Origin of the sequence: Lonsdalea quercina subsp. quercina (assembly GCF_000688695.1) — a bacterium.
GTDB classification, from domain to species: domain Bacteria; phylum Pseudomonadota; class Gammaproteobacteria; order Enterobacterales; family Enterobacteriaceae; genus Lonsdalea; species Lonsdalea quercina_D.
On record NZ_JIBQ01000010.1, the window covers coordinates 17,009 to 43,160 of the forward strand.

The 26,152-nt window shown below is 58.4% G+C and carries 22 protein-coding genes; 8 read left to right on the forward strand and 14 right to left on the reverse strand.

The window, feature by feature from the left end:
- The first annotated feature begins 78 nt into the window (after window positions 1-78).
- Window positions 79-855, forward strand: coding sequence for an envelope biogenesis factor ElyC (elyC, locus tag SB13_RS11015; RefSeq protein WP_026740406.1), 777 nt, complete (start codon window positions 79-81; stop codon window positions 853-855).
- Here elyC and SB13_RS11020 read toward each other — a convergent pair.
- From SB13_RS11020 to msbA, 6 genes are all read right to left on the reverse strand, one after another.
- Complete coding sequence (locus SB13_RS11020) at window positions 852-1,745, reverse strand: YcbJ family phosphotransferase (RefSeq protein WP_026740407.1); 894 nt, start codon at window positions 1,743-1,745, stop codon at window positions 852-854. The genes elyC and SB13_RS11020 overlap by 4 nt on opposite strands.
- Before the next feature lie 157 nt (window positions 1,746-1,902).
- A complete protein-coding gene (pelN, locus tag SB13_RS11025) occupies window positions 1,903-3,216 on the reverse strand; it encodes a pectate lyase PelN (protein WP_051616531.1) in 1,314 nt (437 codons plus the stop codon).
- A gap of 270 nt (window positions 3,217-3,486) precedes the next feature.
- Window positions 3,487-4,239, reverse strand: a complete 753-nt coding sequence (gene kdsB, locus SB13_RS11030) for a 3-deoxy-manno-octulosonate cytidylyltransferase (protein WP_026740409.1) — start codon at window positions 4,237-4,239, stop codon at window positions 3,487-3,489.
- Window positions 4,236-4,418, reverse strand: a complete 183-nt coding sequence (locus SB13_RS11035) for a Trm112 family protein (protein ID WP_026740410.1) — start codon at window positions 4,416-4,418, stop codon at window positions 4,236-4,238. The genes kdsB and SB13_RS11035 overlap by 4 nt, the downstream gene beginning before the upstream one ends.
- A gap of 48 nt (window positions 4,419-4,466) precedes the next feature.
- Window positions 4,467-5,477 carry a tetraacyldisaccharide 4'-kinase gene (gene lpxK, locus SB13_RS11040; RefSeq protein ID WP_026740411.1) on the reverse strand — a complete coding sequence of 337 codons (1,011 nt, stop codon included), beginning with the start codon at window positions 5,475-5,477 and terminating at the stop codon, window positions 4,467-4,469.
- A complete protein-coding gene (gene msbA / locus SB13_RS11045) occupies window positions 5,474-7,222 on the reverse strand; it encodes a lipid A ABC transporter ATP-binding protein/permease MsbA (RefSeq protein WP_026740412.1) in 1,749 nt (582 codons plus the stop codon). The genes lpxK and msbA overlap by 4 nt, the downstream gene beginning before the upstream one ends.
- A gap of 393 nt (window positions 7,223-7,615) precedes the next feature.
- Here msbA and SB13_RS11050 point away from each other — a divergent pair, with 393 nt between their 5' ends.
- Window positions 7,616-8,416, forward strand: a complete 801-nt coding sequence (locus tag SB13_RS11050; RefSeq protein WP_081821853.1) for a metallophosphoesterase family protein — start codon at window positions 7,616-7,618, stop codon at window positions 8,414-8,416.
- 266 nt (window positions 8,417-8,682) lie between these two features.
- On the opposite strand, the gene SB13_RS11055 is transcribed toward SB13_RS11050, so the two are convergent.
- Window positions 8,683-10,947, reverse strand: coding sequence for a ComEC family protein (locus SB13_RS11055; protein ID WP_036151683.1), 2,265 nt, complete (start codon window positions 10,945-10,947; stop codon window positions 8,683-8,685).
- Window positions 10,948-11,573: 626 nt separating this feature from the next.
- On the reverse strand, window positions 11,574-11,912 hold the full coding sequence (locus SB13_RS11060; RefSeq protein WP_026740414.1) for a DUF496 family protein: 339 nt from the start codon (window positions 11,910-11,912) through the stop codon (window positions 11,574-11,576).
- 733 nt (window positions 11,913-12,645) lie between these two features.
- Between SB13_RS11060 and SB13_RS11065 the strand changes: the two genes are divergently transcribed.
- The 4 genes from SB13_RS11065 to sbcB all read left to right on the forward strand — a co-directional run bounded on the left by SB13_RS11065 (window position 12,646) and on the right by sbcB (window position 17,187).
- Window positions 12,646-13,365, forward strand: coding sequence for a (Fe-S)-binding protein (locus SB13_RS11065; RefSeq protein WP_026740415.1), 720 nt, complete (start codon window positions 12,646-12,648; stop codon window positions 13,363-13,365).
- Between the two features lie 9 nt (window positions 13,366-13,374).
- The gene (locus SB13_RS11070) at window positions 13,375-14,802 is read left to right on the forward strand and encodes a LutB/LldF family L-lactate oxidation iron-sulfur protein (protein WP_026740416.1); all 1,428 of its coding nucleotides are present in this window, start codon (window positions 13,375-13,377) and stop codon (window positions 14,800-14,802) included.
- Window positions 14,802-15,539: a LutC/YkgG family protein gene (locus tag SB13_RS11075; RefSeq protein ID WP_026740417.1), complete on the forward strand. Its 738-nt coding sequence runs from the start codon at window positions 14,802-14,804 to the stop codon at window positions 15,537-15,539. The genes SB13_RS11070 and SB13_RS11075 overlap by 1 nt, the downstream gene beginning before the upstream one ends.
- 172 nt (window positions 15,540-15,711) lie before the next feature.
- The gene (sbcB, locus tag SB13_RS11080) at window positions 15,712-17,187 is read left to right on the forward strand and encodes an exodeoxyribonuclease I (RefSeq protein ID WP_081821856.1); all 1,476 of its coding nucleotides are present in this window, start codon (window positions 15,712-15,714) and stop codon (window positions 17,185-17,187) included.
- 429 nt (window positions 17,188-17,616) lie between these two features.
- Here the strand turns inward: sbcB and SB13_RS11085 are convergent, their stop codons facing one another.
- Window positions 17,617-18,030: an ArsR/SmtB family transcription factor gene (locus SB13_RS11085; protein ID WP_200872303.1), complete on the reverse strand. Its 414-nt coding sequence runs from the start codon at window positions 18,028-18,030 to the stop codon at window positions 17,617-17,619.
- Window positions 18,031-18,634: 604 nt separating this feature from the next.
- Here SB13_RS11085 and SB13_RS17055 point away from each other — a divergent pair.
- Both SB13_RS17055 and SB13_RS11095 read left to right on the forward strand, forming a co-directional pair.
- Window positions 18,635-19,159, forward strand: a complete 525-nt coding sequence (locus tag SB13_RS17055; RefSeq protein WP_051619102.1) for an NAD(P)H-dependent oxidoreductase — start codon at window positions 18,635-18,637, stop codon at window positions 19,157-19,159.
- On the forward strand, window positions 19,156-20,328 hold the full coding sequence (locus SB13_RS11095) for an MFS transporter (RefSeq protein ID WP_051616528.1): 1,173 nt from the start codon (window positions 19,156-19,158) through the stop codon (window positions 20,326-20,328). Before SB13_RS17055 ends, SB13_RS11095 begins: the two co-directional genes overlap by 4 nt.
- A 163-nt stretch (window positions 20,329-20,491) precedes the next feature.
- Here the strand turns inward: SB13_RS11095 and SB13_RS11100 are convergent, their stop codons facing one another.
- The 5 genes from SB13_RS11100 to citF all read right to left on the reverse strand — a co-directional run bounded on the left by SB13_RS11100 (window position 20,492) and on the right by citF (window position 26,141).
- The gene (locus SB13_RS11100) at window positions 20,492-21,853 is read right to left on the reverse strand and encodes an APC family permease (protein WP_026740420.1); all 1,362 of its coding nucleotides are present in this window, start codon (window positions 21,851-21,853) and stop codon (window positions 20,492-20,494) included.
- Between the two features lie 474 nt (window positions 21,854-22,327).
- Window positions 22,328-23,065, reverse strand: coding sequence for a flagellar brake protein (locus SB13_RS11105; RefSeq protein ID WP_026740421.1), 738 nt, complete (start codon window positions 23,063-23,065; stop codon window positions 22,328-22,330).
- A gap of 137 nt (window positions 23,066-23,202) precedes the next feature.
- The gene (gene citG, locus SB13_RS11110; RefSeq protein WP_026740422.1) at window positions 23,203-24,099 is read right to left on the reverse strand and encodes a triphosphoribosyl-dephospho-CoA synthase CitG; all 897 of its coding nucleotides are present in this window, start codon (window positions 24,097-24,099) and stop codon (window positions 23,203-23,205) included.
- A complete protein-coding gene (gene citX, locus SB13_RS11115; protein WP_026740423.1) occupies window positions 24,077-24,619 on the reverse strand; it encodes a citrate lyase holo-[acyl-carrier protein] synthase in 543 nt (180 codons plus the stop codon). The genes citG and citX overlap by 23 nt, the downstream gene beginning before the upstream one ends.
- Complete coding sequence (gene citF / locus SB13_RS11120) at window positions 24,612-26,141, reverse strand: citrate lyase subunit alpha (RefSeq protein WP_026740424.1); 1,530 nt, start codon at window positions 26,139-26,141, stop codon at window positions 24,612-24,614. The genes citX and citF overlap by 8 nt, the downstream gene beginning before the upstream one ends.
- Window positions 26,142-26,152 lie beyond the last annotated feature (11 nt).

A 26,152-nucleotide genomic window follows, 5' to 3' on the forward strand; every position in this document is an offset into this window, starting at 1 on the left:
GGCTGACATAGAATGAATCGCCTGAGACCACGTTCTCCGCCTGGATGGCGCTTTTTCACTCAACCTGGATGCTATTTTATGCTGTTTGACCTCAAAAAGTATGTTGGCAGCCTGCTACAGCCGCTGCCGCTTTTGCTGTTATTGATGGGCATCGCGCTTCTGCTGCTGTGGTTCACTCGTCGCCAGAAGACCGGGCGCGTCGTCCTGACCGTGAGCTGGCTGATGCTGACCTTAATCAGCCTGCAGCCGGTGGCGGATCGGCTGTTGCTCCCGCTGGAGTCCAGCTATCCCACCTGGCAGCCCGGCCAACAGCGGGTCGGCTTTATCGTCGTCCTCGGCGGCGGCTATACCTTCAATCCCGAATGGGCGCCCAGTTCAAATCTGGTCGGCAATAGCCTGGCGCGCGTGACCGAGGGGATTCGTCTGTACCATGCCAACCCCGGCGCCAAATTGATCTTCACCGGCGCGGCGGCAAAAGGCAATCCGGTCACCAGCGCCAGCACGGCCGCGCGAGTGGCGGAGAGCCTGGGCGTACCGGCGGAAGATATCCTGCAGGNAGGCACGGCGCGAGATACCTCGGAGGAAGCGGCCGGTACGGCGCGATGGGTGGGAAAACAACCTTTCCTGCTGGTGACCTCCGCCAACCATCTGCCGCGCGCCATGCGCTTTTTCGAGGGCCAGGGGCTGCACCCCATCCCCGCTCCGGCAAATCAATTGGCGATCACCTCGCCGTTGAATCCGTGGGAAAAGCTGTTCCCGTCAGCGCTGTATCTCTCGCACAGCGAGCGGGCGTGGTATGAAACGTTGGGTGGCCTGTGGCAGAAGATAAGAGGAACGCAGGCGACGACAGACTAGTTCAACCAGGGCAGCAGCTCGCGCGACGCCCGGTCGAACACCTCGCGGTCTAACCGACCGGTATGAATATAGCGAGACACGGCTGCCCACACGACATAAAGCCAGCGCCGGGAGACGAAAGTTTCAGACACCGGCGCACGGCGCAGATAATGGTACAGCAGTTGTTCAGCCATCCCCTCGTCGCACAGCCGGAACAGTTCATATTCACGCGGCGCCCACAACATCATGCCCGGATTGATCATCGCCAGCAGCTGGTCGCTGCGGCTATCCTTCAACATGCTTCGCAGTGACAGATTGCCGTGTACCAGCACGCAAGGATCGTTGAAGTCTCGGAACAGCGCAGGCAGCGCCTGGCGGGAGCGGAACAGTAACGCGCGATCTTCGCGCGTTAGCAGCGGCGTTTGTACCAGCATCAGCGTGGACCACAATACCTCCAGCCGCTGAGCGTACCACTTGGGCCAGCTGTTTTCCTGAATGCTGTCGACCGACCCGACGCAACCGTGGCTGTCAATACGATGCCAGGCCAGAACGCTATCCACGATCTGGTCCATAAGCGACTCCCAGCGCTGTGGCGTCCGGGTCGGGGTTTCGACCGGTACGCCGCGCAGCCGCTCCAGGAGCAACAGCTCTTTATGCGACGGATGCTGACTCATGACCATCCCATAGACGGTAGGCACCCGCACGTCGCCCTCACGCGCCAACATAGACAGTTTATAAGCCTCCTGCTGAGCGACGCCCTGACACACGTAGCTTTTGACCAGCAGCGGAATCGCGTGACCTTCCTTGTCATACATGGCGTACAGATGTGCATAAGGTTGTTCACTGATTCGTTCGAGGCGGCTAAGAGGTTCCCCTAATACCGCACTCAACTCGGCTTTAAGCAATTCCATAAACATGAGACCTTGACTGGAGGGGAGGCTTGTCGATCGTATCATGCCGCTGAGGGGGGCGTTTTTCCTCAATATAGATCAAACAAAGCCGAATCAGCCCATGATGGGCGCAGAACCTAAAGAATAGCAAAAGGTTCTGCGCAAGGTGAGGCAGGGGTTATTGACGTTCGAACGCACCGAGGTCCGGCGCGGCGCCTTTGTAAGGCAGATTGAGATTACCGCCCTTGTCGATGAGCCAACTACCGGCGGACAAATGCAGACTTTTCAGGTCAGGCAGACTGCCGTCCGCTTTCCGTTTTGCATCCCAGCCGGTTACGGCGACGCTCTCAAACTCCCCATCGGACAGCACTTTTGACTGATTCCACGAGTTGTAGCGCATATCCGCGCCTTGGGTATGCGTGAGCGCGACACCGCCATACGAGATATTGTTTCGCGCCACGCCCAAGCCGACTTCTCCACCGCTGGCGTTGATACCCAGCAGGTTGAAGTTAGGTTTGTTTTTGTAGCCGGTATTATTGAAGAAGTTATTCGCGACCGGGTGATGGTTGGTATAAAAACCTGCGCTTTTATTCATGAACGCGACGCTCTGACGCACGGTGTGCTTGGGCGCGTTAGCGACGTAGCGTGCGCCGTATCCGCCAATTTTGAAACCGTTGCCGTTGCCCGCGGCCAGCGACGTGGTCGTGCCGGGCAGGTAGCCGTGCAGCCACGCCCAGGAGTTTTCAACCAAGACAGGTGAATAGGCGTTGATAAAGTCGAAACCGTCATCCGAATTCGACCATGCCCGACAGCCGCGCAGAAGGTTTCCCGGTTGGTTGGCGGCGACATGTACGCCAAAGCCGTCACCGCTCTGCCCTGCGCCGTTTGACGTCAGCGGGTCGTAGTTGTGGTGGGAGTCGCAGTTAATCACCTTATTGTTGGCGCCGTTCTGCAAGAACAGTCCGGTTCCCATGATGTGATGGATGTTTAACTGCTCGAACGTGTTGTTGCTGCCCTTAATCCACACGCCCCAGGATTCATGATTGAGATTGTTGTGCTGCGGGACACCGACAATCTCCAGCCCCTTCAGTGAGATCCAGTTTGCCACCACGTTGAACCCTTTGATGCGGCAGTCATCTTTCATTTTGCTGAAGTCGAACACCGGCGTTTCGCCGGAGTAGGCCCAGTACTGAATCGGTTTGCCCGCCGTCCCGCTTTTGTTCAGCGTCACCGCGTTGACGACATCGGTACGACTGGCGCACTGGTTAACCCCCGCGGTAAAACTGTATTTACCGCCGCGTATCCACAGCCGGTCTCCGGGCATGAGGGTTTGCTGCGCCCGCCCAAACGTTTTCCAGGGCGCGGTGAGGGTGCCGCTGCCGTTATCGTTGCCGGTCGGCGACAAGTAAAAGGTGGCGGCCGTCGTCGGCGCAACCGCGCCTGCCAGCAGGCTCAGCGCCAGCGCTGAGCGAATAGTGTTACTCATTTCCATGTATTACTCCTTCCATTGGGGGGGGTTGATGACTCTTTTTGAGGTTCCCCAACACGCGCAGCGCGGTGTCGTGACATCCTCAGGCAATCTTGAACGCATCATTCGCCGCCTTACCCAGTCAGACGGCGCTTCCCTCTGATAACGTTCGATACCGGACCTAGTCGGCCCGATCCTGAATCCGGGATTCAGGGCGTTTTGTCCCGGATGTCAGTAAAAACAGGCGGCTATCATATCCGCCTGTGGTCGTAACAAACGATAAAGCGGGAACGTTCAGCCGCCTGCCATCGCCAAACGCACGCGCTCCAGATCTTCCGGCGTATCGACGCCGACGCTCGGAATCGCTTTCGCCACGTCAACGTGGATTTTTTCGCCGTACCACAGCACGCGCAGCTGCTCCAGCAGTTCGATTTTTTCCAGTTCGCTCGGCGCCCAGCTGACGTAACGGCGCACAAATCCAGCCCGGTAGGCATAGATGCCGATGTGACGCAGGAAATGATCGCCGACGTTATCCTTGGACTGGGCGAAACGCTCACGGTCCCACGGGATCGGCGCGCGGGAAAAGTACAGCGCATACCCTTCCGCATCTCTCACCACTTTTACCGCGTTCGGGTTGAAGACATCTTCGCTGCCGACAATCGGCACAGCTAACGTCGCCATCCCTGCCCGGCTTCCCGCCAGGTTTTCAGCGACCTGACGTACGATGACCGGGGGGATCATCGGTTCGTCGCCCTGAATGTTCACGATGATCTCGTCATCTGGAAGACGGTAGCGTTCAATCACTTCCGCCAGTCGCTCCGTCCCCGAATTGTGCTCGGGACGGGTCAGACAGACTTCTCCGCCCGCCTGACGAACGACCTGCTCGACGTCGGGATGGTCGGTGGCGACGATCACACGCTCTGCGCCCGACTCCTGCGCACGTTCCATCACGTGGATCACCATCGGTTTACCGTTGATGTCCGCCAGCGGCTTGCCCGGTAAACGGCTGGAGGCAAAGCGGGCCGGAATTATTACGGTAAACGTCATTTTGCGGTCTCGTCGGCAGTCAGATGGCGGGCCTCGTGATCCAGCAGGACGGGGATGCCGTCGCGCACGGGATAGGCCAGACCTTCAATCTTGCAGATCAGTTCCTGTTTTTCCTTATCAAAGACCAACCGTCCGTTACAGACCGGACAAGCCACTATTTCAAGTAAACGATGATCCATCGTGCTTCCTCCATCAAGAAGCTCTTTGTCAATAAGAGGCAACGCGCCTTAGCGGGTGTTCGGGTTGCCCTGTCGATACTGCGCAATCAGCTGTTCGAGCCGTGATAATACGGCTTCGGCGGGCGCGGCGGCTAGCTCGGCGGTCACCGGCAAATACCACCAGTTTTTCTGTGCGAAGGCACGGCACTTGACCGCGTCTTTTTCGGTCATGATCAGCGGTTGGTGTTCGCCGCCGGGGAGCGATGCGAGCTGGGCAGGCGAATAGGACTGATGGTCTGCGAAAGCGACTTCATGTTGCACGGTCGCGCCCTTCTGTCTCAGTGTGGCAAAGAATCTCGGCGGATGCCCAATCCCTGCCATCGCCACCAGCGGCGGCAGCTCGGCGACCGGGCGTCGTTCGCCAGTCGCCAGATTAACGGCATCGTCTGCGGACAGCTGCATCGCGATCTCGCCGGCCTGAGCATCGCCGCCATTAACGATAATCGCATCAACGGATGCCAGCCGGGACGCCCGCTCGCGCATCGGTCCTGCGGGCAGCCACCAGCCGTTGCCGAAACGGCGAACGCCATCGATGACCACCACTTCGTAGTCCCGCGCCAACGCATAGTGTTGCAGACCGTCGTCGGTAATCACAATATCCAGCGGAGAGGCGGCCAACAGCGCCTCAACGGCCTCGCGACGTTTGGGTGCAACGGCAACGGGCGCGCCGGTGCGTTGAAAAATCAGGACGGGCTCATCGCCCGCCTGCGTGGTGGTCACGCTTGGCGAGATCACCAGAGGGTAGCGATCCGCCTTTCCGCCGTAGCCGCGCGATACCACACCCNCCCGGTAACCCCGCCGCTGTAACTGTTCGACCAGCCAGATGACGACCGGCGTTTTCCCATTGCCTCCCGCCGTCAGGTTTCCCACCACCGCTACCGGCAAGGGCGCGCGCCACGCATGACGCCACCCCCAGCGATAGCTCAGGCGGATAAACCCGCTGATTACGCCATAGAGCAGCGATAGCGGGATCAACAGCCAGTAGAGCGGCGAGCGACCTGACCAGATGCGGTCAATCATGAGCCAAACTGCATCTTGTGCAACTGTGCATACGCGCCGTCACGGACAATCAAATCGTGATGATTGCCGCGTTCAATGATGCGGCCGTCTTCCACCACCAGAATCTCGTCGGCGTTTTCAATTGTGGAGAGACGGNGAGCGATAACCAGCGCGGTACGATCTTTCTGCAACTCGTCCAGGGCCGACTGAATGGCACGTTCGGATTCGGTATCCAGCGCCGAGGTGGCCTCGTCCAGAATCAGAATCGGACAGTCGCGCAGCAGCGCACGCGCTATCGCGATACGCTGACGCTGTCCGCCGGACAACAGCACGCCGTTTTCACCGATCACGGTATCCAAACCGTTCTCCATCTTACTGATGAAGTCCATCGCATGCGCCATGGTCGCCGCGCGTTCGATATCTTCGCGGCTAAACGACTTGTCGTAGGCATACGCGATATTGTTCGCGATGGTGTCGTTGAACAGGTGCACATTCTGGGACACCAGCGCGACCTGATTACGCAGCGAAGACAGCGTGTAGTCACGCAGATCGTGACCGTCCAAAATGATTTCGCCCGACTGGATATCGTAAAAACGCGTGATGAGATTGGCGATAGTGGACTTACCGGAGCCGGAACGGCCTACCAGCGCGACGGTTTTACCCGGCGGCACATGCAGGCTGATATCGTTCAACGCCAGCGTCTCTTTGCCCGGATAGGCGAAATCGACATGGCGGAATTCCAGGTCGCCTTTAGCGCGCTCAATCACCCGTTTGCCTTTGTCCGTTTCCTGTTCCATATCCAGAATAGTGAACAAGGTCTGGCAGGCGGCCATACCGCGCTGGAACTGCGCATTCACGTTAGTCAGCGACTTCAGCGGACGCATCAGGGTGAACATCGCGGAGAAGACGACCGTGATGGTCCCGGCGGTCAGCGTTTCCATCACGGAGGGGAAGCTGGCGGCATACAGCACAAAGGCCAGCGCCAGCGAGGCAATAAACTGTACGACCGGATCGGAAATGGAGGAGGCAGAGACCATCTTCATGTTCTGCTGGCGCATGCGGTTGCTCACCGAATCAAAGCGCTCCGCTTCCACTTTCTGTCCGCCGAAAATCAGGACTTCCTTATGCCCTTTGAGCATCTGCTCCGCGCTGGTCGTCACCTGCCCCATCGTGTTTTGCATGTTTTTACTGATGTTACGGAAGCGTTTGGACACCAGACGAATGCTGTAGGAGACGATGGGCGCGATCACAATCAAGATCAGCGAGAGCTGCCAGCTGTACCAAAACATCAGTATGAACAGACCGATGATGGAGGCGCCCTCACGAATGACGGTCACCAGCGCGTCCGATGAGGACGCCGCGACCTGTTCGGTGTCGTAGGTGATTCGCGACAGCAACGTCCCTGTGGACTGCTGGTCGAAGAACGAAACCGGCATGCCCATGATGTGGCTAAATAACCGGCGACGCATGTTCATCACGACCTTGCCGGAGACCCATGCCACGCAATAGCTGGAGATGTAGCTGGAGATCCCACGCATCACCATCAGCCCGATAATGGCCAACGGCATCCACACCAGCACGTTGCGGTCAGCCTTGCCGAACCCGTCATCCAACAAAGGCTTGAGCAGCGACAACATCAACGTATCGCTGGCGGCATTCATCACCAGCGCGACGCCTGCGACAAACAACCCCGTCTTGAACGGCGTGATCATCGGCCATAGGCGACGGAATGTCTGCCACGTGGAAAGATCTTGATCATTAATCATGCAATAAACCTGAGCCTATAGAAATAGCCGCCTATATTACCCATTCATGGCCCCGTGAGAAAGACTAAAGGGGAATCATAGCGATATGCGGAAATGAAACCGAGAATGCACTCGCACTGTGATGCGGCGAGTCTTTATCCTGCTTCGACAAATTCCCCTCGAGGCCTGAGGGCTTTCGCGCCTTATAGACGCACGCCGTGAGGCCCTTTCGCGCGGCCCCGAGAAACCGCCCGTGTTATTTCCCTCCCAAACGACAACACGTTGCAATATGGCAGAAATATAAGATTTGTAAGGTGCTTTTAATGACGGCACCGCGCGCCATAAATATATGACGCCCCAGGAGTACGCGTAATGCCGACTTTATTTTTACGCTAATAATATTTGGGAGAAAATATGTTAACCAGACGGCGTTTTTTATTTCTTTCCGCCGGAGTGATGTTAAGCGGATGTCATTCTGAACAAGTCCTGCGTTCGGCAAAAATAAAGACACGCATTGTGGTCGCATCGGACGGGCATTACGGACAGGAAAATACCGCGTACGATCACAACTTCACTCATCTGGTGAAAGAAGTGAATGTGTTCAATGCCGAAAACCCGGTCGACTTTCTGGTGTTCAATGGAGACTTAATTCACAACGAACCGCGTTTTCTTGGTCCGGCCAGAGCGCATCTCGACCGCTTGGACATGCCGTACTTCGTGACGCGCGGGAACCACGATCGCGTGACCGAAGAAGCCTGGGTGGCGCAATTTCATCAGCCGTTCAACCATAGTCGGGTGTGGCGAAACGACGCTTTCCTGTTCATGGATACTTCAGATCTGACAGGAACCTACCGTTGCCCCGATCTGTCGTGGCTTAATGAGAAATTAGATCAGCAGAAAGATCGAGACGGCATCTATCTTTTCATGCACATCAACCCGGTCGGCGCGGCAAAATCCTCGGTTCAGTGCGAGACAATCGCCTCGATTTTATCGGCATATCCCAATGTCAAAGCGGTATTCAACGGGCATGACCACAACCGTGATGAAGTGCTGACCCGCCATCACATTCCCTATATTTTTGACGGGCATGTGGGCGGAAACTGGGGGAAAAATTATCTGGGCTACCGAGTGATTGAAATCAACCACGATCATTCCGTCCTAACCTATATGATGAGCGAAGAGACGGTCATCAATACCGCCACACTCCCCACGTAGGCGAGTTTATAGGTGAGGCTGCCAGATACCTCAGCGCCTCGCGCATTGCTGATGTCGCACCGTCTTGGTGGTCGAGAAGAATTATGATGAAACGATCGCACATCAGGTCGGTTAATCCCTTTGCCGCTCGCTCAGTCAGACCACCCAGCGCCCAGTCAATAACATTGCCGCAGCCCAGCGTAATCCACCGCTATCAACCGCAGTGCATTTTCCCGGTTCGATTAGCCCCCCGACAATGCGAATGCGTCGTCGATAGCCGGACGCCGTCATGACGCTTCAGGATTAACGCCAAAACGCTGGTGATACCAACGTGGGGATATCGCTTCCCGGAAGCCCAAAACCTGCCAGTGCTGGGCGTAAAAGCGGACGCTGAATTGACCCGACGTCGCCGTGTCGTGCCAAGGGTGCGCCATCTGGCGATAGCGCCGCCGAACTTTGACCGACGGCAGTCGCCACGGGTTATAGCGGGAGTTGGATGACGCCGACCATTGCGCCCCCACCGCACGAATGAAGGGCGCAGACGAGGACGTCGCGCTGCCGTGATGCGGCACCTGAAAAATATCAGCCGCCAGCGCCAGCCGCTGGGTGCGCAGTAGTATCGCCTCCGTTTTCGCCTCCACATCGCCGGTGAGCAGAACCCGAAACCGACCGTCGTCGACCGCGACGACGCAGGAGTCATTGTTTCCCGCATTAAGCGTCATCCGCGGCGGCCATAGCACGCTGAAACGCAATCCCTGCCACTGCCATCGCTGTCCTTGCAGGCACGGCTGGTGTCCTGATCTCGCCATCGGGCTAAACACCTGAACGGCGGGAAACTGTCGCTCCAGTTCCACCAGTCCGCCGCGGTGGTCCTGATGAGCGTGGCTCACGATAATCCGCTCCAGTGCCACCCCCCGCCACCTGAGATAAGGCACGATTTCTCGGCTCGCCATATTTCCGCCCGCCCAGCTCGCGCCCGTATCGTACAACACGGCTTTGCCGTTTCGTTCAATCACGACGGCAAGCCCGTGACCGACATCCAGCATATCCACTCGCCACAACGGCGCTGGCGCTTTCGGTCGGAGGAGCAGGATCAGCAACAGGCTGATCACGCTAAGCGGCGCATAGCGCCACCAGGCAAAACGCCAGATCGCCACCGCCAGCCATCCCGAGAGACTCCACGGCAACGCCTGCTCCCCTAATGACCACCATCCGGAAGGCAGCGCCGCCAGCGGCGCGAACACGCCCGTCAGCGAGCGGTCGGCCAACCACCAAAACACCGCGCTTGATGTCGGGCTGAAAGACAGCAACAGCGCAATCAAAACCAGCGGCGTAGTCACAAAGGACACCAGCGGCACGGCCCATAAATTTGCTGGCAGAGACGTCAGGCTGACGCCGTGAAACAACGCGACCTGTAACGGCAGGAGTAATAACGTCATGCCCGCCTGTAAATGCAGCCAACGGAGCCAAACCCAGCGTTTAGGCCGCAGGAAAACACGAGGCAGCGGCGCCCACTGATACCAAAAAATCAGCGCCGCCACCGCGAGACTCGATAACCAAAAGCTGTCCGATAACACGCTTAGCGGATCGGCGGTTAGAATCAGGGCCCCGCACCCAAGCCACACCTGCCACGGCGTACAGCTTACACCCGTCAACCGCAACAGCGTCCACACGCATAACGCCAGACCGGCCCTGACCGCCGGCGGATTCCCCCCCGCCAACCAGACATAGCTCAGGGCGGCAAATAGTCCGACGATCAACGGAAAGCGATAGCCGATACGATGTACCGGAAACAAGCATTGGGCGCCCCGCGCGATCCCCCAGCCGAACAGCGCCGCCAGCGAGATATGCAATCCGGAGATCGCCATCAGATGCATCGTGCCCGTCTGGCGCAGAAGGGCCTGGGTATCGTCATCCACGGTGGCCATTTCCCCCAGCGTCAACGCTAACAGGATGGAGCGCCACGGCAGGTGTTCAGTCTGACGCTCCACCGCCGTCACGATGCCCTGCCGAACCCCGCAGCGCGCATCCAGCACCGCCGCGCTTTGTACGCTTCCCGTCAGCGTTTGTCGGCGGGCCAACGACCAACGCTGGCTGTCGAATCCGCCTTCGTTCAGCCGACTGTGCACGGGTCGCAGTTGTAGCCTCAGTTGCCAGCGTTGCCCGCCGCACCACGTGTTCATCGCCGTTGCCGGGTTCAACCGGACCGAGACCGGAGGAAACAGCCAGCGTTCATTGACCCGAATCAGACGCACCACCGGGGCGGCTTCCGGCAACGCACTAAGGCGCACGCTGGTGATGTCCACCTCAGCCGTTACCTGCCGCGAGGTCAGGTCCGCCGTCTGGTCGACGGCCTGCCCAGCGTTGTAGCATCCCCAGACCAGCGCGAATACCGCTAAGCCCAAGGCCCGCAAACGCTTGGGAAGGTAACGGTAGGCCGGGATCAGCGCCGTCAGCCCTCCTAACAAGACGGCGGGGGGCGGGATTTGCGGCAACCACAACAGCGGTAAAATTCCGCTTACCAGCGCAAGCGCCATGACATTCAGCGACATAGTAAAGCGGCACTCCCTGACCGTTTCGCCGCCGGTCGGACGGCGTTTTCATCCCTCCATCCAGTCTATTTTTCATTGTGCTGGAAGCACAGCGGCCGGTGATTGAAGCGCGGGGCGTCGCGCAAAGATAAATGTCATTTCATGCAACGGCGGTTGAGTGAGAAACGTAGTCAGGCAGTCAGGCAGTCAGGCAGTCAGGCAGTCAGGCAGTCAGGCAGTCAGGCAGTCAGGCAGTCAGGCAGTCAGGCAGTCAGGCAGTCAGGCAGTCAGGGGAATGCGTGGAGAAACAGGAGGCAAGCGCCTATTTCATCGCGATCAGCCTCTCACAACCGCTCAAGCCAAAGGGTCAAGCGCCTATCACCACGCTAAGGTCGCTTCGCGCCCCCTTCCCTCCATCGGAGTTAGCGTGGGTGTGTTTTTCCGTATGAGAAGCCGACAGAGACGCTTTGATCGTGTTTGTCTCATCGCCTGCAGTGGCGACGGACTATGATGACGCAACCTCTGTGCCGCTAGCCACTATCTCTTACGCGGAGCGAGCAAGCCGAAGTGCGCGCCTTAGGGGTGTATCGCGAGCAGACAAAAAAAAGGATCGCCGAAGCGATCCCTTGGATACGTGATGAAACGGGTTATTTGGTCTCAGCGGCCGATTTAATTTCGCCCATTTCTTTAATTTTGCGTGACAGTTCACGGCGTTCTTTCGACAGATCCGCGTTTTTGATGATGTACTCATCAACACGGTCTTCATAGTCGCTGCGCATGTTAGCGATGATGTTCTGAATATCATCAATCGACATACCCGGCTTGATGTATTCGCTCAGGTTGTCCAGCAGCAGCACACGTTTCTGGTTATCACGAATTTTCTTTTCGTTATCGGCGATTTCACGCTGCAGCTTGTTTTTACGACGGAATGTACGCACAAACGCCAATACGTCCTGGAAACACGGTTTGTTGTTACCCTTATCCATTTTCTACCCTTACTTAACTCATATTAAGATTCAAGATGCGGAAACCGCCCGTGCTAAACATACAGGTTAGCAGTTCTCATCGACAAGTCGGTATGGACGGAGTGCAGTCCCTGCCGGATGCCAACGGCGATTACAGATGAGCTTGTTTTATCATTGTTTTCACTTTCTTTCATCCGCTTTCCCCTCCGCTTGCCGCATGACGGCGTGGCATAGCGCCTGACCGCCCACTCTTCATACAATTTTGACAAGGTGGCTCACGGCGTCTTAGCGCGCCTGCGGCGGCATGCCTCCCTGCGCTTCTCCTCGCCTCGCATAGCCTTTACCGACTTCGCGCTTTCATGCCATTCCCGCGCTCATCACAACGCCGTCATGGGCCGTCGGCGTCAAATTGTTCGGTGAACGATTATTTTAAAAAGAGGCGTGGTCCATCGCAATTCATTATTACGCCCGCACGGAAAGGCGGTAACAAACCGAAACAAAAAATGAGGTGTCATTATACTTCCGCGTCTTCTAAACATTATTTAGGGTCCACGCCGCAATCCTTTCTCTATCTTTCCGGCAATCAATAATTTATCTCGAGAAATATTATCAGGCGCTATAAATCATCGAAAATGGATTAATTCGACATGTTCAGTGCCGTTATCCGGAAATAAATAACAACGCCTATCACACTATTTTCCCGCTCACGGGCGCATGATTTTTTCATGCAAAGGAATCACAGAGAGGCAAGCAAGTGAATGTGAACTTTTTCGTCACCTGTATTGGTGACGCGCTGAAAGCAAAAATGGCGCAAAACTCGGTATTACTGCTCGAAAAACTGGGATGTACCGTCCACTTTCCTCAAAAACAGGGCTGCTGCGGCCAACCGGCGTTAAACGCCGGATATACCGCCGATGCCATTCCGGGGATGAAAAACCTGATCGCCGCGCTGGAAGACAATGACGACCCGATTATTTCCCCGGCTGGCTCCTGTACCTACGCCATCAAAAGCTATCCCGATTATTTGAAGGATGAACCTGAGTGGGCCAAACGCGCGGCTCACGTCGCCGACAGAATCTATGATCTGACCTCTTTCATCGTCAATACCCTCAACGTCGTGGATGTGGGCGCAACCTTGCCCGGCAAGGCGGTTTATCATCCCTCCTGCAGTTTGTTTCGCAAACTGGGCGTTCAGCGCGAGCCGATGACGTTACTAGAGCACGTCAATGGGTTGGACATCGTCCCGTTTCCTTTATCCGAAACCTGCTGCGGTTTTGGCGGCACGTTCTCCGTCAAAATGGCGGAAATATCCGGTGAAATGGTGAAAGAAAAGGTCAGTCACATGATGGAAGCTAACCCCGATTACCTTATCGGCGCCGACGTCAGTTGCCTGATCAACATTGGCGGTCGCCTCCATCGCGAAGGCAAATCCGTGAAAGTCATGCACATCGCCGACGTGCTGATGAGCCACTAAGGAGCCCACATGTATCTCAAAACCAGCGACGTCCCGTTTCATGAACGGATCCGCGAACAGATTGACGATGCCGTCATGCGCAAAGCGGTGGCGATGGCTCAAGAGCGCATCGGCGCCAACCGACAAATCATGGTCGACGACCTCGGACACTGGGAAGCGTGGCGCAGCCGTGGCGAACAGATTCGGCGGCACGTGCTCGAAAACCTGGACGCCTACCTGTATCAGCTCTCCGAGAATGTGACGAAAAACGGCGGACACGTCTATTTTGCCTCCACCAAAGCGCAAGCGACGGACTATATCCTGACCGTCGCGAAACAGAAGCGGGCAAAAAAGATCGTCAAATCCAAGTCGATGGTCACCGAGGAGATCGGCCTCAATGCCGCGCTTCAGAGCGCCGGATTGAGCGTCATCGAAACCGATCTGGGCGAATACATTTTGCAGCTCGCCCACGATGCCCCGTCCCATGTGGTGGTTCCCGCTATTCATCGTGATCGTCATCAAATCCGCAAAATTCTGCATGACACGCTCGGCTACACCGGGTCGGAAACCCCGGAGGCGATGACGCTGTTTATTCGCGAACAGATGCGTCCGCAGTTTTTTAGCGCGGATATCGGCATCACCGGATGTAATTTTGCCGTCGCCGAAACCGGGTCGGTATGTCTGGTCAGTAACGAGGGCAACGCGCGGCTGTGCACCACCCTGCCGAAAACGCACATCGCCGTCATGGGCATGGAGCGTCTCGCGCCGACGTTCGAGGAAGTGGACGTCCTGATTACGCTACTGGCTCGCAGCGCGGTCGGCGCTCAGCTAACCGGCTACAACACCTGGCTGACGGGGCCAAGGGAAACCGGCAACGTCGATGGCCCAGAGGATTTTCATCTGGTGATCGTCGATAATGGACGGTCGGCCGTGCTCGGTTCGGAATTCCGCGACATCTTGCACTGCATCCGCTGCGGCGCCTGTATGAATACCTGTCCTGCTTATCGTCATATCGGCGGTCACGGCTATGGTTCCATCTATCCCGGCCCGGTCGGCGCCGTACTGTCTCCGCTGCTGGGCGGCTACGCCGACTTTAAAGATCTGCCTTACGCCTGCTCGCTGTGTTACGCCTGTAACAGCGTGTGCCCGGTCAAAATCCCACTGGCGCAGCTGATCCTTAAGCATCGCCGCAAGATGGTCGAGGCGGGCCTTCCTCCCAAAGCCGAACAGGTGGCGACGCGCATGTTTACCTATGCCAACAGTCACCCAACACTGTGGAAAGTCGGGATGGTGAGCGGCGCTCACGCCGTCAACTGGTTTATCAAAAACGGCAAAGCGCCCTTAAATATCGGCGCCATCGGCAAGTGGACGGAAGCACGCGATCTGCCGCAGGGCGACGGCGAGAGCTTTCGCAGCTGGTTCAAGCAACATCAGGCGAATAAAGAGGAGAAGCAGTGATGGGAAATGCCAATCGCGACACGTTCCTGGCCCAGATAGCCCAACAGTTGGGGCGTCCGGTGCGCCATCAGCCCGCCGCCGTACCGCCCCCGGTTTGCCGCTATGAGAAGACGCGGCTGGCGGATCTCACTCTTCAGCAGCGCTGCGACGCCTTCGTCAAACTGGCGCAAGAGACCCTCAAGGTCACCTGCCGACTGACCCGCGAGCAAGACGCCCCGGCAGCCGTGCGCGAACTCTGCCAGCACTCTCTTCAGGATCATGAAAACAACGACGATCGGCATGGAAACCGGACCGCCGTGATGGTGAGCGGAGATGCTCGCTTACAGACGTTGGGGATCACCTCCGCGTTGCAGGAGGCTTTTTCGGCGCAGGTGNGGGATGCGTCACAGGGCGAGGTGAATATTCACGCCGCTGAGCAGGCCGACGTCGGCGTCGTGTTCGCCGAATACGGGCTGACAGAGTCCGGCGGCGTCGTTCTGTTTTCCGCCCCCGAACGCCCCCGTTCACTGAGCCTGCTGCCCACTTCCTCGATTTTCGTGGTGCGCAAAAGTACGCTCCTGCCCCGCGTCGCTCAGTTGGCGGAGCGTCTGCATCAGAAGGCGCAGTCCGGAGAACGCATGCCGTCCTGCATCAATCTGATCGGCGGTCCCAGCTCTACGGCCGACATCGAGCTAAGCAAAGTGATCGGGGTACACGGCCCGGTCAACGCCGCTTATCTCATCATTGAGGATGACTAACCTCTGACGCCGTGCGTCCCGGCGGTCAGACCGGGACATTTCCCCCCTGACGACACCGATTACCCCCCGCCGGCTTCTGCCGGACGACGATATGGTTTACCATTGCCGCCATGTCACGTTTCGCTTACCGGCGTCGCAAGCGAAACCTCCTCATCCGCACCCGACGCGCCCGATGCATGCGTATCCGGCGAGTCCTTGCCATCGACAGAGAAACCGCGTGTCTAACAAATCCAGCACTCCGACCTTTTTCATCCACGACTATGAGACCTTCGGCAAGCATCCGGCCCGGGATAGACCCGCGCAGTTTGCTGGCGTACGCACCGATATGGACTTCAATATCATCGGTGAACCGCTGGTTATTTACTGTCAGCCGACGGACGACTATCTGCCGGAACCGGAAGCGGTGCTCATCACCGGCATCACGCCACAGGTTGCCAAGAGCAAAGGCGTATGCGAGGCGGAATTCGCGCGTCAGATCCACGATGCTTTCAGCGTGCCCGGCACCTGTATTCTGGGCTACAACAACATTCGTTTTGATGATGAAGTCAGCCGCAACATTTTCTACCGTAACTTCTACGATCCCTACGCCTACAGCTGGAAAAACGGCAACTCACGCTGGGATCTGCTTGATGCGCTGCGCGCCTGTTACGCGCTGCGGCCGGAAGGGATCGTCTGGCCGGAAAATGACGACGGCCTGCCCAGTTTCCGACTTGAACACCTGACCCAGGCGAACGGCGTCGAACACACGCACGCCCATGACGCGATGTCCGACGTTTTTGCTACGATCGCCATGGCCAAACGGCTGAAAACCGCGCAGCCCAAACTCTTCGACTATCTGTTCCAGCTGCGTAACAAGAATAAGGTTAACGCGCTAATTGATATCCCGAATATGAAACCGCTGATGCACGTTTCAGGCATGTTCGGCGCGGCGCGTGGCAATACCAGCTGGATTGTTCCGCTTGCCTGGCACCCGGAAAATCGTAATGCGGTGATCATGTGCGACTTGGCGGGCGATATCTCGCCGCTGCTGGAGCTGGAGCCGGATGAACTGCGCACGCGGCTATACACCAAGCGCGACCAGCTGGAAGCAGGTCAGTCTCCCGTCCCGCTTAAACTGGTGCAGATTAACAAGTGTCCCGTGCTCGCGCCCGCCAGCACGCTGCGACCGGAAGATGCGGCGCGGCTGGGGATTGACCGACAGCACTGTCTCGGTAACCTGCAACGTCTGCGTCAACACCCGCTGGTGCGGGAAAAAGCGGTGGCACTGTATGCCGAGGCGCCCGCCTTCGCCGTCGCCGATGATGTGGATCTTCAGCTGTACGACGGCTTTTTCAGTGACGCTGACCGGGCGGCCATGACCATTATTCAGGAAACGTCGCCGCAAAACCTGCCCGCGCTCGACCTGAAATTCGCCGACGGCCGCATTGCAGAACTGCTTTTCCGCTATCGCGCCCGCAATTACCCCGCCACGCTGGATGACCGCGAGCAGCAGCGCTGGCTGCAGCACCGCAAAGAGGTCTTTACCCCGGAACGTCTGGAGACCTATCTGAATAATCTGCAAGAGCTGTATCAGCTGCATCAGGATGATGAGAAAAAGTCACAGCTGCTCAAGTCGCTGTTTGCCTATGCGCAGCAGGTAGTGGGATAACGCGGGACTGACGCGGATAAAGCCGACGTTGCCGCCGCGGGATACCGCCTAAATGAGATAACCCGCCCGCCAGCGAAATTTGGGGCGGGCTAATTCAACAGGCGGAAGGCTCAACGCACCACGCCTTCGCACTTCCAGCGGTGCAAGTGTTCACGGTCCAGTCTTGGCTACCGTCATAGGCGTCGAAACAGATTTTATAAGCTCGCCGTTCAGGCGAGTTGCCGGCCGTAGTCCGCCCTCGCCTGCTTTACAAGCCAGAAGCTGGATGGCAAGGATAAGGGCGGCGATGTCGCGGGAGACGTCGCATTGCCACGCCTTGCCGCCCCCCACCTCCCGAAACCAAAGCGCAGCCCGTAGGCTGCGTTTTCGCTATGGTCAACGTTCAGTCACCGGAAGCAGCATATCGCCGCCGACGCGCCTCGCGAGGTGCTACCGTGGCTTCTTTTCTGATGACGGCTGCCAGTGGGCAACGAGTGCAAGCAGTCCCGGAAAGCGAGCTTCAAGGTCCTCGCTGCGCAGCCGACTCCGCCGCTCCAGCCCATACTGCCGCTGGCGGATGACCCCCGCTTCGCGCAACGCCTTGAAGTGATGAGTCAAAGACGACTTGGGGCGGTCGAACCCGAACCAGCCGCATGGATGATCGTATGCCTGCGCCTCCAGCATCAGCTTGCGCACGATGGTCAGGCGTAGGGGGTCGGCCAGAGCGCCGAGGATGGTTTCGAGGCGCAGGTCCGCGATATCCGGTTCTGGCAACGGGTCAGGCAGATTGGCGGGTTCGCCGCCTGCCGCAACCGATTCGGTTTTATTGACAGTGCTCATGGGCTGATTGTAGCAATTGCACATGATTTATCGAACAGGTTTGTTCCCTCGCTCAGACTGGGAGCTTCGGTGATCCATTCGAGGGACAACCGCGATGACGGCAATGCTTCGCTCCGACGTTCCCCTGTGTGATCGGCGACCTTGACGTCGAAAAGACCGCTCGGATCGCGCCCCATGATGAGGTCCGACAGCACTAAGCGGCGCTTATCACGCCTCCCTGCAGCACACTTCAACCACCGTTGAACCACATCAAGCGGGCGGCTGCGGGCGAGTTCCGCACCGCGGCCGGTGATTCGGTGATGGAGACATCGGCCTGAAACTGCACCGAATTAGGGTCCGTCAATAGTCGCCGTCGAGCGGTGAGATTACCATCCGACCTCCTCACGACAATGCGCCACGCCGAAGCCGTGAGTGGCAGCGATATCGAGCATCGCGCGGAGCCATGGCGCCGTCCTGTAGCGGACCCAGTCGCAACGGTGTTTCCAAGCACGATTCGAGTCAGTCAATCCCTGTCAGTAGCAAACCTTGTCAGTACCAAATCATGTTGCTGTACGAGTTTTATCGAACTATAGTTATACCGTTAAGTACGAAAAAACTCGTATAGGAGATCCTTGTGTCTGTCCCTCTGATGATCGTCGCCCNCCCCGCTCTTTCGACGTCTCGTATCAATGCCGCGCGTATTGCCGCGTCGTGGCAGGCGCCGAGCATTGCTGCACATGACCTGTACGGTCACGATCCCGATGAAACGATCAACGGACAGGCCGAACAGCACCGGCAGTCATCGCATGAGCGCGCCAACCTGCCTTTTGCTTTCCACGGGGACAACCGCCCGCCGCTGTTGATGGATTGGCCGGCTAGTGTTGCCGAACATGGCCGGGCCTACGGACACCGTGCGGATGTCCTCAAAGGCAAGCCACGGGGCAGCGAGGTGTCCACCGAGTTAACCCCCAAGGTCTCTCGTAAAGATGGCCGGAACGGACGAGCTATAAGCGAGCTGACCCGCCCGTTCGAAGGCCGCGCCTTGCGCATGAACAAGCACTATTTGCCAAGCTGCTTGCGCTATGGCGCGAGTGACATCGACGCCCCGCCACGGGTTGCCAATACCCTGGCGCATTGCACGCATGAGCGGCAAGGCGAAGGGGATTCCCAATGAAATCCGCACCTGTGCCAACCGCCCTCTGGGCCGCCGGAGGTGTCGTGACGGCCGTGCTCATGCTGTCCAACTCGCCGACGCCGCTGTATTTGCATTGGCAGCAGCAGCTCGGCTTCTCATCGGGCATGCTGACGGTCATCTTCGCGCTCTACATTGCGGGTTTGCTGGGGACGCTGCTTGTCGCCGGCCAGCTCTCCGATCGCTACGGACGCAAACTCGTCCTCATACCCGGACTGTTGGCGGCCTTGGTGGCGTGTCTGCTATTCGCTTCGGCCAGCTCTATTGTGATGCTGGCGATAGGCCGGCTCTTGACGGGTATCGCCGTGGGCGTGATTGTCTCGGCGGGCATGGCGGCGGTGGTCGATGTAGGGGGTGCCGAACACAAGCGATTGGCGGCGCTCCTGGCTTCGGTGGCGATGGTGCTGGGCGCCGGGCTGGGGCCATTGCTGGCCGGGGGACTTGCACAAACTCTGGCGCAGCCGGTGCTGCCGATTTTCGGCGTTGAAATGCTGGTACTGCTTTGTGCGCTGGGCATCGTAGGGTGGCTGCCGCTGCGGCGTCCGGTCGCCTCCGGCCCCGCACGGATTCGCCTGCCCGCGGTGCCGGAGGCCAATCGTCGTCAGGTCGCCTGCGGCATCGCCACCTTCGGCCCCGGCATCACCGCCACGTCTTTCGTATTGTCGCTGGGGCCTTCGTTGCTGTCGCTTCTGCTCGACGAGCGTAGTCCACTGCTGGCCGGTGGAATGGCCTGTGCAATGTTCCTGACCGCCACCGGCGTGCAGTTCGCCGTGCGCCGGTGGCCGATACCACGCATCTTCGCCGCCAGCGCTGCGGCGACGGTGCTGTCGATGGTTGGGTTGGCGCTGGCCATACATGCCTCACTGGTGCTGGCGTTGGTCGCGTCCGCGCTGCTCGCTGGCGCCGGTCAGGGGTTGGGCCAACTGGGCGGCTTAACCCTGATCGGCCTGCATGTCCCGGACAGCCATCGCGCGCAAGCCAACGCCGTCCTCAACATCGGTGGCTACATCCCGGCCGGCTTGCTACCGGTGGCGGCGGGCTACCTGGTGGATACGGTGGGATTGGCGTCGGGGGCCACACTGTTCGCGCTGGTGCTAACGGCCGCGGCGCTGGCGGGCGGCATCTGGGCTACGCGGCAAGCAGGTCACTGAACCCTCGACGGAGGACAGAACTAGAGCGTTGCGCCGTCGCCGCGGCTTTCAGTTCGTCGCCGACGCAAAACGTTCCGCCCGCGCGGCAGAGCAAGCAATAAAAAACAGCCGCCGGGGATCACTCCCTCGGCGGCCGTTTTAACGTCAGGCTCACGTGGCAGAATTAGCCAATGTCTTCACTGCACTGCGGAACCGGCTGTTTAAAGCGGCGGGTCACCATCGCCAGATACAGCAGGCCAATCGCAGCCCAGACCAGTCCCAACGTCATCGACGTCTCTTCGAGATTCAACCACAGCGCGCCGACAGCCAGCGCGCCCAAGACCGGCAACAGCAGATAATGGATGTTGTCTTTTAGCGTCTTGTTGCGGCCTTCACGAATGTAGAACTGGGAAATGACGGACAGGTTGACGAAGGTAAACGCCACCAGCGCGCCGAAGTTGATCAACGCCGTGGCCGTCACCAGATCAAAACATACCGCCGACAGCGCAATGACGCCCACCAGCAGCACGTTCAGAGCGGGCGTCCGCCATTCCGGGTGGATGTAGCCGAAGAAACGCTCCGGGAAAACGCCGTCGCGGCCCATAACATACATCAAGCGGGAAACGCCCGCGTGGGCCGCCATCCCGGACGCCAATACGGTGACGCAGGAGAATACCAGCACCACAGACTGGAACAGTTTGCCCGCGACGTAGAGCATGATTTCCGGCTGAGACGCATCCGGATCGTGGAAACGAGAGATGTCCGGGAAGAACAACTGCAAGAAATAGGAGACCACGATGAAGATAATGCCGCCGATCAGCGCCGTCAGGAAAATGGCTTTCGGGATCACACGGCCCGCGTCCGGCGTCTCTTCCGACAGGGAGCTGATGCCGTCAAAGCCGAGGAAGGAGAAGCAGAGTATCGTTGCCCCGGTAATCATCGGCACGACCTGTGCGTTCTCGGACCAGAACGGTTTGCTGCTCACCAGCGTGCCCGCGCCTTCGCCGCCGGAAATCCCGTGGATCACCAGTGTCAGGAAGACCGCCATAATCGCCACCTGGACGACCACGATCACCGAGTTGAGGTTCGCGACGATGTTGATGCCGCGCAGGTTGAAGAGCGTCATTAACCCCACCAGCGCCGCCACGAAGATCCAAGACGGCACGCCGGGGAAGATCGCTTCCAGATAAATTTTGGCGAGCAGGATGTTGATCATAGGCATGAACAGGTAGTCCAGCAACGATGACCATCCCACCATGAAACCAATGTGCGGACTTATCGCTTTCTGCGCGTAGGTATAGGCCGAGCCCGCGGACGGGAATCGACGCACCAGTTTTCCGTAGCTTACCGCCGTGAACAGAATGCCGGTCAGGGCAAAGGCGTAGGCGGTCGCCACGTGGCCATCCGTCAGGCCGGAAACAATGCCGAAGGTGTCAAAAATGGTCATGGGCTGCAAATAGGCGAGCCCCATCATCACAACTTGCCAGAGCGTCAGTGTTTTTCTTAGTTGTACTCGTTGGCTGGAAACCGCTGCATTATGCGACATGACGCATCCCTCCGTTGCCGGCAATAGACGTACGGGTCAGGGATGTCGCGTATCTATTGGACATAGGAAGGCGGTGAGAAACGGTGTGATTTGACATAGATGAAGACAGGTTGCCGCCGTCAATGGATGCTGACGCACGATCGAAGAAAGTCGACGCCGCTACGGCGCCATAGTCGCTGCTCACACAGCGTAAACCGGCGGGCACCGGTACTGCTACAACAGATTGCCCCATTTCACATATTCCTCTTTCTGCCTTCGTGGCAGCCTGGTCTGATATCGTTCCGGCACGAGGTCCGGCCCCTTCATTAAGAAAAGAAAGTCTCAAAAAAATANCCGACGCTATTAACGTCGGTTATTTCAGGGCGCGTATTCTGCCGGAGAGGGGGGCAAGAGACAAGACTTTGCGCCGCCGCAGGAGTTATTTAAATTAAGTCACCGAAAACATCTCGATAATGGCTCGCCAGTCGCAAAAAATCACAGGACACGTTTTCTTTTTTCGTGCTGTTCCAGTTCCAGCGCGGTGATCACCTGTTGCAGGCTCCGCTCCTGCCCGGGCGTCAGGCACGGGAACTTGAAGCTGAGCCGCTGTACCTTTTTCACTTCGCCTTTGGCGCCGACAATACGACTGACCGCATGGCTGATGAATTGTACGTCGATGCTGAATTCTCCATAGGTGCCCAGCTCCAGCGTGACGTTTTCCAGAATCTCACCCTGCCCCAGCTGTTCAGCGACGTCTTCCTGTTCGCTCAGCAGGCACACCCCGCCCAGCGAAAGATCTTTGATCGTGAATTGGAAACGACGCTCATCCGGCAGACTGCCGCGGCAGAACATCGGCGGCCAGGCCGGAGACGTAATACGAAAATAGTTGCGGCGCTGGATGCGATAGAGGTCGGCGGGAATGTTGGCGCGGAATGCCGGGAATCCCTCGTAATCGATTCTGGATACCCCGTTCGCATTGAATTCCACCTTCGCGCCCGCCGGTTCGGCGACGAAATACATCTCCGGGTCCAGGACGTCACTCCCTTGCGACGTGCCGCCAAGGTCGAAGATAAAGGTATTGTCGTCCGGCTGAACGTCCAGAATATTGCTGATGAAATGACCTCGAGAGTGGTTCACCATCAGAGCCGTATTATTTTTCTGCAGCTCGCGTAGCGTCGCGCAAATCGCCAGTTTATTTCTCTTCAGAAATTGTTCTTTTTTGGTTTCGTCCATTTTGTCCATCCCAGAGTTAAATCATTACCGAGACAAATCAGTCCCAATAAGTCTCAGCTTAGAGTTATACGTAGGATATCGTCCGTTGCGTCCCCAACTTTACGTTGGATTGACATTATAGGGGTTTATTAACAGATTTATTCGGCGGGATAGTGATGTAACAACCAGGTCAGCGCCAGAAGATCGGCCGTGCCGCCGGGGCTGAGATGACGTTCGGTCAAGGCGCGGTCCATTGCCTGCAAACGGGAAAGGGTGACGCCCTGCGCCAATAAATCGGCCGCGTAGCGCTGAACGAACGCTAGTCCCGCCATTCCGCCGCGTGATACGACGTTGGTATCCGGATTGTGCGCCATCAGCACCACCAGCGTGTGCAACAGCGCCATTTCCTGATCGTATTCGCCAAGCGCCTGTCGATAGGCTGGCAGTGCCAGCCGGGTCACCGTTTCAAAGCCGCTGGCGGCCTCTCCCCGAGCGCCGGTCAGGCCATAGCGCTGGAACAACCGTTCTCCGGCCGTCGCCGCTCGATGGGAAAGCGACAGCTCGTCACGCACCAGATCGCGACACATGTTCGCCACGGTTTGGCATAAACTTCGCTGCGTCAGCGCCACACCGTTCGCAGCCAGCCAGCCCGCGGCGCTGCACAGCAGTCCGCAGGCAAAGATCCCGCCTTTGTGCGTGTTGACACCGTGCGTCGCCGCGAGCATGGCCTGCTCGCAAGCCATGCCGACAGGACGAACCTGCATTAACAACTGCTTAGGCGACACGTCCGCATGGGCATAGCCCACGTCGATGAAGCGACGCAGCCAAGGCGTGATCGCGCCGATGCTTTTCTCAAACAGCGGAACGTCCATGTCGTGGTGCGCGCCGTTGTTCGCCCGGTCCACCAGACCCGGTTTCGGCGTCAGCATGACCTCCACCGTCAGCGCTTGTACGACCCACCGGTCGATATCCGGTACAGGCAGCGCGACGCGAGCGCCAGCCGAGGAAACGTCAGTCTGCGCCAACGGAGCGTCAGCCAGCGGCAAAATAGGCATTTAGCCTCTCCTCGATCCGGGCGATGACGTCGGGCAACGGATGCCGCCGCGAACGCGCGCAGACATGGGCTGGCTCATCGCACAACAAACAGCGGCGACCGGCGCGATCGAGACCCGCGCGGTTGAGCGGCCCGGACGCCGGGCAGAAGACGTCGAAGTCCCACAGCCGCCCGAGCGGATGCGTGTCTTCGAGGGCTACGGCGGCACGCTTAATCGCCAGCGCATCGCCATCCACCACCCAGAATCCTTCCGCCCCCGTCTCCTGCCAGTGCAGCTGATGTTCCGCCACCTGCCAGCCCTGTTCACGGCTTAAGGCAGCAAACGCCGCCACGGCCTCTTCCATCGCGCGGCGATACAGCGGCGAGTCCTTGACTGGCCCAGGCGTCACCAGCGTCAGCGACACCAACGGGGCATGATGCTTTGCCAGCAGCGCCTGCTGCCGGGCGGCTCTTCGCTCTTTCGCCGCCAGCAGGCGTTCCAGCGAAACCGTTGCGGGCGACGTCGCCGTCACGTTACTCATCGTCCTCTTTCACCTGACGCACGACGTCGATGACGCTACCGTCGCGATAGCGGATCACCCCGACAATGCGGTCGTGAAATGCGATCGGTTTCGGCTCGCCCACCAGCGCGACCGCACGCTCGTACAGCGCTTCGATCGGCATTACGGTCAGTCCGGCGGCTGTGAGTCGTTCTGCCACTTCGGGCCGCGCCGGATTCACCGCAATCCCATGATCGGTCACCAGGACGTCAATACTTTCGCCCGGCGTCACGCAGGTGGTGACATGACGCACAACCGTCGGAATACGGCTACGGATCAACGGCGCGACGATAATCGTCAGGTTGGCCGCCGTCGCCACGTCGCAGTGTCCGCCGGAAGCGCCGCGCATTACGCCGTCGGAGCCGGTGATGACGTTGACGTTGAAGTCCAGATCGATTTCAAGCGCGCTCAGGATCACGACATCCAGCTGATCGCAACACGCCGCCTTGGAGGTCGGGTTAGCGTAAACGTTGGTCGAGATTTCAACATGGTTGGGATTGGTCGCCAGCGAGGCCGCCGCGTTGGCATCGAAGCATTGCGTATCCAGCAGTTTCTCGATCAGCCCTTTTTCATGCAGGTCGACAATGCTGCCGGTGATACCGCCGAGAGCAAAGCGCGCCACGATGTTCTGCTTCTGCATCCGGTCTTCGAGGAAGCGGGTGCAGGCGGTGGAGGCCGCGCCGGAGCCGGTCTGGATAGAGAAACCGGGTTTGAAATAGCCGGAATGTTCAATCACATCCGCGGCGGAACGGGCGATCAGCAGTTCACGAGGGTTGCTGGTCACGCGCGCGGCCCCCACGCTGATTTTCGCCGGATCGCCGACCTCTTCGACCTGCACGATGTAGTCCACCTGATCCTGCACGATGCTGGCGGGCATATTGGGGAACGGCACCAGACTTTCGGTCAGCAGCACGACGTTGCGGGCGAACTCCGCATCCACCATCGCATAGCCCAGCGAGCCGCAGCGGGATTTACCGTCCGTCCCGTTGGCGTTGCCGAACTCATCGCTGCACGGCACGCCCAGAAAGGCGATGTCTATCTTCAGCTCGCCGCTTTGCAGCAGATGCACCCGGCCGCCGTGAGAGTGGATCTGCACCGGCTCTTTCATCAAGCCGTGCGACACGGCGTCTGCCAGCTTACCGCGCATGCCCGAGGTGTAAATTTGGCTAATGACGCCGTTGCGGATGTGTTTGACCAACGGCGCGTTGCAGCTCATCAACGAGCTGGAGGCCAGCGTCAGGTCTTTGAATCCCATCTCCGCCAGCGTATCCATCACCTTGTTGATTACCTTATCCCCTTCACGGAAATGGTGATGGAAGGAGATAGTCATACCGTCTTTCAAACCGCTTTTGACGACGGCTTCTTGCAAATCGGCGCACAGCTTACGCTCATGCTTCTGAGTCAAGTCGTTCAGCCACGGGGTGTTATGGTTGGCGTCGACGAACGGCTGTAACGCGTTTTTATCTGGAAACTGCTGACGCAGCGCTTCAATAATGTTGCTCATGATCAAATCCT